Source organism: Pseudoalteromonas sp. MT33b, assembly GCF_014117385.1.
Classification (GTDB): domain Bacteria; phylum Pseudomonadota; class Gammaproteobacteria; order Enterobacterales; family Alteromonadaceae; genus Pseudoalteromonas; species Pseudoalteromonas lipolytica.
In genome coordinates this window covers 1,167,356-1,178,993 of record NZ_CP059831.1, presented here as the reverse complement: position 1 = coordinate 1,178,993, position 11,638 = coordinate 1,167,356, and the positions used below count along the sequence as shown (strand labels likewise).

General features: G+C 37.6%; 8 protein-coding genes and 1 other RNA gene. 2 read left to right on the top strand and 7 right to left on the bottom strand.

Features of this window, described 5'->3' with window-relative positions; genetic code table 11:
• Positions 1-666: 666 nt before the first annotated feature.
• Positions 667-867 (top strand): hypothetical protein, encoded by a 201-nt coding sequence (locus H3302_RS05445; protein WP_075594278.1) that lies wholly within the window; start codon positions 667-669, stop codon positions 865-867.
• A 250-nt stretch (positions 868-1,117) separates the two neighbouring features.
• Positions 1,118-2,497: an alpha-amylase family glycosyl hydrolase gene (locus tag H3302_RS05440; RefSeq protein ID WP_182396233.1), complete on the top strand. Its 1,380-nt coding sequence runs from the start codon at positions 1,118-1,120 to the stop codon at positions 2,495-2,497.
• A 371-nt stretch (positions 2,498-2,868) separates the two neighbouring features.
• Here the strand turns inward: H3302_RS05440 and H3302_RS05435 are convergent, their stop codons facing one another.
• The 7 genes from H3302_RS05435 to H3302_RS05405 all read right to left on the bottom strand — a co-directional run bounded on the left by H3302_RS05435 (position 2,869) and on the right by H3302_RS05405 (position 11,505).
• Complete coding sequence (locus tag H3302_RS05435; RefSeq protein ID WP_182396232.1) at positions 2,869-3,420, bottom strand: cytochrome b; 552 nt, start codon at positions 3,418-3,420, stop codon at positions 2,869-2,871.
• Positions 3,421-3,745: 325 nt separating this feature from the next.
• On the bottom strand, positions 3,746-4,045 hold the full coding sequence (locus H3302_RS05430) for a hypothetical protein (protein ID WP_182396231.1): 300 nt from the start codon (positions 4,043-4,045) through the stop codon (positions 3,746-3,748).
• 346 nt (positions 4,046-4,391) lie between these two features.
• The gene (locus H3302_RS19825) at positions 4,392-6,854 is read right to left on the bottom strand and encodes a sigma factor-like helix-turn-helix DNA-binding protein (RefSeq protein ID WP_220469622.1); all 2,463 of its coding nucleotides are present in this window, start codon (positions 6,852-6,854) and stop codon (positions 4,392-4,394) included.
• Position 6,855: 1 nt separating this feature from the next.
• Positions 6,856-9,045: a DEAD/DEAH box helicase family protein gene (locus H3302_RS05420; RefSeq protein WP_182396230.1), complete on the bottom strand. Its 2,190-nt coding sequence runs from the start codon at positions 9,043-9,045 to the stop codon at positions 6,856-6,858.
• Between the two features lie 444 nt (positions 9,046-9,489).
• Positions 9,490-9,987, bottom strand: a complete 498-nt coding sequence (locus H3302_RS05415; protein WP_182396229.1) for a zinc-ribbon domain containing protein — start codon at positions 9,985-9,987, stop codon at positions 9,490-9,492.
• 421 nt (positions 9,988-10,408) lie between these two features.
• An RNA gene (gene ffs, locus H3302_RS05410) (signal recognition particle sRNA small type) lies at positions 10,409-10,505 on the bottom strand.
• A 136-nt stretch (positions 10,506-10,641) separates the two neighbouring features.
• Entirely contained in the window at positions 10,642-11,505 is an 864-nt protein-coding gene (locus tag H3302_RS05405) for a DUF3014 domain-containing protein (protein ID WP_118844141.1), read from the bottom strand.
• Positions 11,506-11,638 lie beyond the last annotated feature (133 nt).

Sequence of the window (11,638 nt, the reverse complement as noted above, 5' to 3'; positions counted from 1 at the left end):
ACTGTTATTGGGTAACCAAAAAGTGCTGATGAGACAGTGGGTATACACACCTCCTAAAAAGAGTATGTTTAACTCATAACTAGGTAAATACAGTGCCCAGAAAACTGATTGCAAGGGCCGTTGTCACCATAGTACCGCCCCTTTACTTCGGCACTTATCGGCTTTCGCTCTTTGTGCTCGCCGTAATGTATAAATACCTAAACATAAACTTTAACTTTTTGTTCGATTACAAAAAGCGTTTTATCAGCCTTAAAAAGTGCCCGATAACATAGTTGCAACCGCCTCTTTTAAAACGCTTACTAGCATACTCTGTATGCCATTCACTAAACACAGAGCCATTAAATACACAAAACGCATTGAACAAATCTTTTAGTAAAAAATTAAACTAAAACAATGAGATACTAAGGTCATTAGTTAATTCAATTAAATATGCAGCCTACCTATTACTGTTTTTAGATAAATAACAGCTTATTTTTCAATGCATTATTTTGCGAGTATATAACAGGTTTTTGAACGTTTTTTACCACTGACGCATTAACATTTAGACATAAATTGACGAGATAAAAATGATGAGCCATAGTCATTCAACCCATGCTTTAATCCAAAACAGTAAAACACTCTCAATAAGCAGTGTCATTGCATAAAAAAATAAGGAGGGAGAATGTTATGAGCCGTAAATCAAAATTAATTTACCGTATTATGTTGGCCTCTAAACTTCGTAGCCGTAACAAAGAAATTTCACTGGAAAAACTCAAACAAGATTGCTGCCTGAGCGAGTTTGAATTATTAACCATTATGAAAGAGCTTGAAATCAAACAGCTCGTCAGCTGGGATCCCAATAAATCTGCATTTTTCATCTCTGCTTAATTTCCCTAGATCACATAACGGCTAGCAGTACTTAATGTTAGCTAGCCGTTTTATTTATTGATAAAGGCCCCCCTAAATAAACTTAACCATTCCAGAAAACATCAAAAAATAACTACGAATACACAGCAAATATATCACTTAATCGATTATGTAAATTAAAAGTGAATACGTATGCACTTTATTGTTGCACCGCGATTTGAAGTATATATTTTAATCACACGCTGTTATTCAACTGTGTTTAAGGAATCACATGAATTCATTTCTGCAAAAAAGTTTACTAATACTCACACTGTGTGTGCTCACTGCCTGTACGCAAACCACGTCAACATCCCATGTTTACGAGCCAAAGCCCTATGTAAAGATCACTCACCCCGACTGGTCAAAAAATGCGGTAATGTATCAACTAAACACCCGTCAATTTACGCCCGAAGGCACCTTTAACGCAGCTAAAAAGCAGTTACCTCGTTTAAAAGAGTTAGGTGTCGACATAATCTGGTTAATGCCCGTACACCCAATTGGCGAAGAAAACCGTAAAGGCACTCTCGGCAGCCCATATTCAGTCAAAGACTACAGAAAAGTAAACCCTGAACTGGGCACCCTTGAGGACTTAAAAACCTTTGTAAGTGAAGCGCATAACATGGGCATGTACGTTATTTTAGATTGGGTGGCGAATCACAGTGCATGGGATAACTGGCTGCGCTATGAGCACCCTGATTGGTACGAGCGTGACTACCAAGGACAATTTAGACCAACGCCTTGGTGGGATTGGTCGGACATAATCGACTTCGATTACTCAAAACCTGCGCTGCGTGAATACATGACAGAGTCTATGAAGTTCTGGGTAAAAGAAGTCGGTGTAGATGGCTATCGTTGTGACGTAGCCGGTTTTGTTCCCGTTGATTTTTGGAATAATGTACGTCGCGAACTCGATGAAATAAAACCTGTATTAATGCTAGCAGAATGGGAGTCTCGTGATTTACACGCTGAAGCCTTTGATATGACCTATGCATGGTCGTGGTCAGAACAGATGCACAAAATAGTTAATGACCATGTCGATGTCAGCGCTCTATTTGTTTACTATTCTTGGAACGAAAGCGCATTCCCTGTAGAGGCTTATCGGCTTGTAGGGGTTGCCAATCACGACTCGAATGCATGGGAAGGAACTATGTTTGAAACCTACGGTGACGCACTTGAAGCGGTCATTACATTATCGGTCGTAGGTGAAGGTTTCCCAATGATTTATAACGGACAAGAAGCAGGAAACGATAGACGACTCGCCTTTTTTGAACGCGATCCGATTAAGTGGCAACCCCACCCAATCGGTGATTTATATAAATCACTATTTGCACTCAAACATCGTAACGAAGCGCTGTGGAATGGCCAATTTGGTGGGCGTATGGTACACGTACCAAACACGGCTCCAAAACATGTTCTTAGCTTTGTACGCGCAAAAGGCGATGAAAAAGTCTTTGCAGTATTTAACCTATCCAAAGAACCGCAAACAGTGAACTTTAAAGAACCATTATTTATCGGTGAATATAAAGAGGCGCTATCGGGGAAAACGGTTAACTTTACCAACGACACAACGTTAAGTTTGCCCGCTTGGGGATTTAAGGTATTCGAAAAATAACGACCTTAGGTACATAACAGCTCTCTTAATTAAGAGGGCTGTTTTAAGGCTCAAAAACAGGGTGTTGATAAAATACGTTTCGCTCTTTAAAGCTTGGTTGTTATAGCTTAGCTGTTATGGCTTGGCTGTTATGCATCGCTAATTTAGCCGTGCTAAAAATAAATTAAAAGCGCAGCGGTTTCGCAATAAAATCAACGATAAAGTGACTAAAAAGGCCAACTATAATTTGTAAACGTTGGCAATGCAGAGCGAGCCAACGGCCGACTTAAACGACTTATTGCGTCGTTAAATTAAGCTCACACGCATGAGCAGACCTTGATAATTGTGATACCAGACCTTAAAGCTCCACCATTTTGGCTTTTGTAATGTGTTTATTTTTTAGAAAACAACATACGTTTAAAAGTGTTATCTGCCAAAACGTAATGGTGAAATAATGCAGCCGCAGCATGTAAGCCTATTAAGTAATACCCAACCTCAGCTGCTGTTTCGTGTATTTCTTTAATGGTTTTACCAAGCTCTTTGTTTTCACTTGCCAATGGGGGGAGCTCTACACCAAAAAATGGCACAGGTTTACCTGCCATACTCAATATTAACCAACCCGCTATCGGCATAGAAAACATAAAGACATACAGCAAAACGTGTACACATTTAGCGAGTGTGCTTTGCCACTTTGCAGGTTCAGGCTGAATAGCAGGTAACGAGCCACTCGCCAAGCGCACAATTACCCTCACACACACTAAAACTAAAACAGATAAACCCAACATAAAATGCCACATTTTAAAGGCATCACGGGTTTCTGTGCCTTTTTCAAATAACTCACGTAGCTCAATACTGCCAAAAACAGTGACAATTAATATAAACATTAGCCAGTGCAAGGCAATAGAGAGTGTATTGTAATGAGTTGTTGTATTTTTAAAATTCATAATGCCTCTTTTGTAAAAAACGCATTCAGATAAGTGCTCTTTTTATGCGTAATAAATGTGCAGAATTAGCCTAGCGTATACTCATCCTTGTTTTCATGTTCTAAAACATAAAATGAGTTACTTTTAACTTTTTTGTTTACTACTTTCTTGCTTACTACTTTGCTGGCACTTAACTGTAATTTATTAAACTTAAAATAACCTTATGTATGTTATTAAAATTAAATATCGAGGATAAAAACGATAACCTTAAGTGACCGTTTTAAAAAAATAACGTGCGTTTAAGAGCTATAAACAACTGAGGTTGAAGCAAACAAAGATGTCAGATCTACTTTATTTTATTGCACCAAAATTCTGAATAACCACCATCAATCCAACACTCAACACGAATCGTTCCATACTCTCTTTGTGAGTTTAGTGCTTGGGATATGATTACTTTCTCAGATTGAAGTAGGTTAGAAACTAGATCTAGATCATCCAAGCCCTCTATTTCTATAGTCTTGGATTCATTATCACACTCAACTTGAAAACAGAGTGCCAACTCCCCTTCAAGGCTGTTTTTTCTAGTTGTTAAATCGCTGACAAACCAAGGTCGCTGAAATTCAAAAAATATTTTGTAGTTACTCATATGCGCTAAAAAATGTCATGTTTATAGCGAACAGGTAATGTATTTTTCTACACACTCGTGCTCACTTTTAGTGATTGATGTACATGTATCAAATAATATAAGTTGTTGCCACTTTTTTGACTTTAGTCAAAAGTCTCAAATTGAAAGTTACAGTTAACATCATCATCGTATACATCAAGTTGTATAATCTTCGCAAACCAGGATATTAACCCCACTATTTTATAGCTGTGACTACTTGAAAGCGCAGATACAATTTTTATGACTGCATCGCTTAACTGTTCATTATTGGCTGACTTTGAACATCTTGAACAATCAATGATTCTGGCAACAGTTTTCTAATAAATTATTAAGCTGACGATTTACGCCAGTTATGAACAATTTGTGAAGCATTTTCTTTGGTTATTGCAATATGCTGCTGCAAACGAGCAATAGTTTCTTTTACTGGAGTATCTATGGTACATAGGGCATTTAATGCGTCAGTCAGATTAGCAAATAAAATAGGCTCAATGCTGTACAATCCGTGTGATCTAAACCAACCTCTTTCTGCGGCAAAACACCGTGCAATCGATGAATAAAAATATTTCGAATAACTTACCTGTAATAAAGGGTTTAACATTTTCTGAAATATAGACGCATCAACCGGTTTAGAGAACTTCTCTAAAATACTTTGCATTGAATCCAAATATTTAGGTAAATCTATATTACGATAAGCATGCGCGGGGGTGGTATACAATTGTCGATCGACCTGAACAACGCGGGCCTCTTCAACTAAGCCATCTAGGTAGATTGAAGCGTGAGCAAGACTTTTGCTTTTCAAAAGACTTGCGACCTCCGGTTTAGTGTAGGGCTTTATTCTAGTATTCATAGCTTCGATTATCACATCTTTTTGTGTAATATTTTTGAAGCCTTTTTCACGACCAACCGAATCCGCTTGTGATCGACCACTGAAATAGTAGCCATAGTCTTCACCAAAATGCTTAATGAAGTAACGAATCTCGTAGTAATTAAAACGTTTTAGATAATTTGATGATTTGTAGCACTCATTTAGGTGAAATACATCTCTTGAAGCCACCTCTGTATATTTACAAAGTTCCGCAAACACCTTTTCTAAATTGGTAATATCAGTAATATCAGCACTAATAAATCGCGTGTGTTTATAAATGCCTTTGCCAGCTAGATAGATATAGTCTTTATGCTTAAAAGCTTCGCTGTCTAATCTATCCTCATATATTTCTGTTCTAGAATAACCGTTTGCATTAACTAAGGCTGCAATGTCTAACCATGGTAAACCTTTAGGATGACTTACAAGTATACATGCAGAAGCTTCAGACTTGCCTAGCATTTTCGGCACAATATCTTCACCATCAACAACTAATACACCTTGCTTTTGTAGATATAAAATAGCGTTACGTGGATTTTTCACATTCACCAATTCAGCCTCTTCTATTACATCCATTGCACTTTGGATATGAATTGGAGCTCCATTTTCAGCAAAGTATGAGTTTAAAATCGTTTTATCGATTTCTGGATATACATAATAAAAGAGTTTCTCTTGCTGGCATACAATATCCAAAAACTCATAGAAAGATTTTTCAGACGAGAAACAGCCAAACAAATCAGGAAGTTGTTCCTTGAGTGAAGGTGCCATGTGAGGCTCTAAAAGATGCCAAAGTACGTTAGGGTTAACTTTTAAGTTCAATATCAATAATTTATTAATCAGTGCTTCTTTTTGGCGAACTCGCTCTCTTGTCAGTCCTAATCGAGCACCCACTTGCTCCAAAGTTTCTTTATCCTCTACGAAGCCCCAGCGCCTTTGTGCAATATCAACTTCATCGTCAGCTAATTTATCGAGAAAGGTATCTATATCTTCTAATATCACTCGCTCAATTTCTGTCAAAGGCATGGTCTCGATATCAAAAGGAACTATGATTTGTGATTGTAACGCCAAATAATCGACTTCTCCTTGATAAATCGCTTTGATTTCAGCTTCTATAATACTTTTAAACTCCATCAGTAAATCAACAACACCTTTCCCAAAACCAGGCAATTCTAATAATTTATCTCGCTCAAATTTCAAAATAAGCTCTATTTGCTGTGACATATCTGGTAATTGGTATTGCCGAGCATATTTGTCTAATGGTTTTACGAAACGCAACTCAACTCCCGACATGCTAATTAAGAAGTTAGATGTATCAACTATTGAGCAATCAAACGATTTATTTTTCGCTTTCTCCAATTCAGATGAATAACCAGTTTGCTCAGCAACAAGTGATTTAAGCTCTTTTAGGGTCTCAACGTAAAAAGCTCCTACACCAATTAGGGATGCAACTTCAACAACCTTTAGATCTATCAAATCTCTAAAAGTATTACCTAGCTTAAACTCAAAATTATTGATGTTTGCTTTTCTCAGTCTATTTATAAGTTTCATGAAACGAGTAGGTAATTGCAAGCCATACAAAGGGGTTTCTAGGTCTGGAACTACGAAGTCTTCCTCAGAGGTGGACGCTGGAATTTCAATTTTGTTGCTCGATGCAATTATAGCTAATTGGGAGTCACTTTCTAAGAATTCATTCTCTGGTAGCTCAATTTTATTTTCACTCGACTTAATAAAAACCTGGCGAAGAAAATCTGCAAAATAGACATTTTTATGTAGCATGCTAAAAGTAACCGCATCCATTTCTTCAACAATATCCCACAGGGTTTCAAAGTTATGATTCTTAGAGTCTTGCTGCAGACATAAATCACGGGTTAATTTATCTAATGCCACCATCATTTGTGTTTCATCTATTTCAATACCCAAGTTTTTCAATTTAAGATGCTTCCTTTAACTTCTTTAAAAATAATGAAACCGAGCCATATTTTGCTTTAATCTGCTTCAGCACTGGATCAGAGATTAATTTTAAATCTGAACGTGAACTAATTTTATCTTTATATTGGTTAATGAACTCGCATTCTATATGCTTACTATCTTCAATAACCTCATTTTCACTATCTGGAACGACAACGTTGCATTGCTCGACCTCTAATTTAGGCAAAAGTTGTTTAATTTCGCGTTCTGTAAATTCGAAAAGCTCTTGATACATAAAATGATAAGTAATCGCTCGAAAACTAGGTACAACTTTTTGCTTAGATAAAAACTTCGAAACATACCCCTTTATTCGTTTTTCCATTGAGTGCTTATCAAAACCTTGGTCGAATGCCGCTAACAAATAGCTATAGTAAGAACCGAAGTGAGTAGCAATTTGATCAAGGCTCACATCTGGGAGGCTTTCTTCAAGCTCTTCGATTGCAGGAACTCTGCCTATTTCCTCTTTACACACTCTAATTTTATCTATCAGTATCTCACGGCTATTAAGCTTCATTTTCATATGCTCAAGTAGAGTGAGTACTTTTGCTGCTTCTTCACTGTATTTAACTTCTAGTGTTGAATCATGTAATACGCTTCTGCACTCCTTAGGCTCGTCATAAGCAACAAGACTCTCTTTATCAAGAGGCTCTCTTTCAACAGCTTGTGAAAGCTCTTTAATTTCATTTATACGTTCTAACGAACCTACAAAATCCAATACATGTACATAGTCTTTATTTGGCGTTTTACGTAAACCTCGACCTAATTGTTGTAACCAAATAGTTCTTGAACCGGTGTAGCGCATGAAAATGAGCAAATTAGTTTCGGGGATATCAATCCCTTCATTGAATAGATCACAAACTAAGATGAATTTAAAGTCGCCTTCGCGAAAGTTTCGTATGTTTTCTCTGCGCTCCTGTTCAGCCATTTTTGAATGGACTAAAGTGGCAGTACCTAATTCAAAAAAACCCAGCAAATGTCGCATGTGTTGAATACTACGACAAAAGATAATGCCCTTTACATCTTCTATTTCTTTTTCAACCACTGTTCTTTCTATAATTTTGACAACTTCTTGATCCTTTTTATGCAAGAACAATTGTTTGTCTAGATCTGAGATTGATAGCCCACTTTCTAGTTGATCAATTTTATCTTGGTCAAGGTCATCTAAAAGAACTAAGTACTTAGGAAATGCCAACTTTCGATGCTTAAGAGCCCAAACTAAATCGAACTTACCAATATGACCATCAGTACCTCCGAAAAAACTTAGAACATCTTTGTTGTCTGCGCGATGGGGTGTCGCAGTTAAACCAACCAAAAGCCTTGGCTTAAACAAGCTTACTACTTCACCATATGTTCGAGCAGGTGTGTGGTGAGCTTCGTCAACTATTACAAAATCAAATGACTCTGAACTTATTGAATCTATCTGACCATATAGTGTATCAAATGATGCAAACACAAAGTCTGTGTCCTCTGGCATAGATCCTGAGAAACAAGCAGAAAAACTATAATTCCCCACACCTAATACGTTCTTAAACGATGTAACAGATTGAAGCAATATTTCTACTTGATGAGCTAAAAACAATACTCTTGTCCGCTCTTTAGTATTTTGAATTAAATGTTTAACCAAATGGGCGACCGTATAGGTTTTACCAAGACCAGTGGCCATCTCTATTAAAAGTTTTGTTTTACCCGATGCAAAATTTGCAATAGCATCATCAATCACATCCTGTTGATATTTGCGAGGCTTAATTTCCCGGCCAATTTCTGAATGTTTTTTAACCCATAGGTTTTGTAATGCATCACGATCAATTAATTCAACGCCTAATCGCAAAGCTCGTACTTTTACCTCAGATGTGAAATAAGAGTTAGTAACTAAAATCTTGTTGGTTACGTTTGCAAGTTTTGCCCCAGTAATTAATTGATTTAATGCTTTGACATCAACAGTAGAATCAATATGCCGTTGCTTCACTTCAATCGCAAATTTACGCTTCCCTTTATAAGCAAAAATATCAACACCACCATCACCATAGCGATATTCCCGACCGACCTGTGTTACTTCTGCATTACTCCAACCAGAAACCAAAAATAAATCTCGGATAAAGAGCTCAAAATCACTAGGGCTTAGTTTATCAATATTCTTAAAATCATTAATCATTCAGCTTGAACTAATCCTTTGTATAATTTTCATTCCAGTACAATATTTGCTTTTTGCTTGCCGTTACATTTTTATCACAAAAAGTAACAATTGTGTAAATGCGATCACACAAAAGAAGGAGGAAAATCTCTGTCGGCTAACAATAGTATCGCAACCTAAAGAGGTCGCTTAGGAGTAAAGCCCATCTTTAAATTAAGTTATAGCCTCTTGATTGTGCTTATCAAGTTTTACGCCGGTACATCAGGGTTTCGGCTTTGGATTGATCCCAATATATAAAGTCATTTTCTAGATGGTAAAATTCTAAAAATAAATGCTGCACATCTTATATTTTAATACAAGTTTATCAGCTGCGGTCCTTAGGTGCAGGGAACCATAAACACAGGTAATCAAGGGCGGCTCACTGAGTTGTGTGACGCTGCAATTAGGAGCAAGTGATTTACATTGTTAGCTTTCTATATCAATATTCAGCTTGTTTTTATCTCGCATATACCCCAGCTTATAAAGCTCAATAGCTATTTGCTTGAGCTCCCTATTCTGGGGTGGCGTTCTTGCTTTTAAAGTAATAAGTTTTTGATATCGCTTATGCATAAATCGGACGCCTTGATCTTTTTTTCTACATTCAATACACCTTGTGCAGTGGGCGTCGATCCAAAATCCCAGCTCTTCAAACCAGTGCTTCTGCTCTTGCGCAAAGAAAATGAAAGGCCTGCAACATACGTCACACATTTCTTCAATGTCTACATAAATCTTGCGGGGGTAAATAGCAAAATTCTGCTTAGAAGTGTCTGCAAAAATCGCTGTTTCAGCAAAGTAATTAAGACTTGAGTAACGCCAATGTGCACTTTCAATTGCGCATGCAGGCACTTCATCTGATGATATAACTGGGCGATCGCCATATCTTGGGTGAGTAACATAGCTCGGAATGCTATCTTTCTTCGTCATAAGCCTAGAAGTGCTAATTAAGTAGGATCAGGTCTTTCATTTTGCACATAGCCGATAACTTAATCAACATTAGCTCTATGATACGCTTCGTAAAAGTACCGTTTTCAATTATAGCGGTATAGTGGTTTTGATCACCCAAGATAGCTTGTTTCTTATTTATGCCGCATCAAAGAGTTAATAAACCACTCCACATAAGGTGAATTAGAGGGGATTTTTATACTCATCGAAAGCAGATTCAACTAAACAGCTAGATTTATTTTTTTATAACTTACTGGAGGATTTAACAGGCGGTGTTTTATTTTTTTCTGTACATGTGAATGAGTTAAGGACTACTTAGTTAGGTACAAAGCCATGTCACTTTATACTTTCAATTTATGTCATCTTTTATTAAAACGACACCCAAGAAGAATTTGGGTGGCAGTCTTACCAGCCACATCTCGGCACACACGTCACACGCTGTGGCTGCTCCCTTCCGGGCCTGACCAGGTTCACCTGCTAGTGTTGCGAGAGGACCAATAAGACTACCATTGAGGGCCTTGTTTGGCGCGGGAGGGATTATCTCTACTTTTGGCTCGTTATTCAAGGGGTATTCGAAAAAGAAAGTGCGATTGCATACTTGGTATACAATCGCACTGTATTTAGGGGCTTTTATGCTTACTTTTCAAGTTCAGCTTTTATGTTACGCAATGCTGCTTTTACTTTTTTCATATTTTCTGGGCCCATACGCAATAATTGTTTTTGCGCATCGGGTAAGTTTTCCCATTCTGAATAAGCATATTGATAAGTCACTGAGTTACGCACTAACGGCATATCACCTTTGGGTTCTGGGGTATCGAGTAGTACATCAATCGCTTCTTCAAGTGTTTGCGTAAAGGCATCACCTTGATAACCAATTTCTGCGTATGCTTCATTAATAAGCGGTTTGTATTCGTCATAAATACGAATCGCTTGTGCAGCACTTAAGCTGGTAAATAATTTTACATACGGGGTGTAACGCTCATAACTATTTGGGTCAATCGTTAAAATATCCCCTTCGATAACCATGAATGACTCTTTAGGGCGCTCAACGGGCGCATGGCTCAATGCAACTTTGCCTTTGGCTAGGTTATCAACATAAACCACACCACGGCGAATAAGATCATCGGTCACCATTAAACTCATGACTTGATCTGTTAATAATTCATCCATACGAGCCACCACGACCTCATCACTGTCGTTTAATGTAGGCAGAGGCTTAACCTCTGGCTCAGGTTCAACAGCTCGTTGCTCTGGGCGTTCAACCGCTACAGGGTCTGGGGTTGGCTCTGTTACTACGGGTTCTGGCGCTGGCTCGTTATATTCAGCCATTGGCGTTTCTTCGATAACAACGTCTTCGACTACTTGCGTCGGTTTGTCGTCTGGCTGTAAAAAAATAAACGCCGCAACACAGGCTACAATAATAACAATAACAACTGCAAAAATGAGATTGTTATTCCCAGGACGCTTTTCTAATTCGGTATCTGACGAATGCTCTGACATACACACTCCCTTAATATAAAAAACAGACAAAAAAACACGACAAAATTAATATTACCAGTAAGGTAAACTTTGCTTCTTCTAGCTTAAAGACTTACAGTTGATAAATAAAGTAAAGACGCACAACGATTTAAAT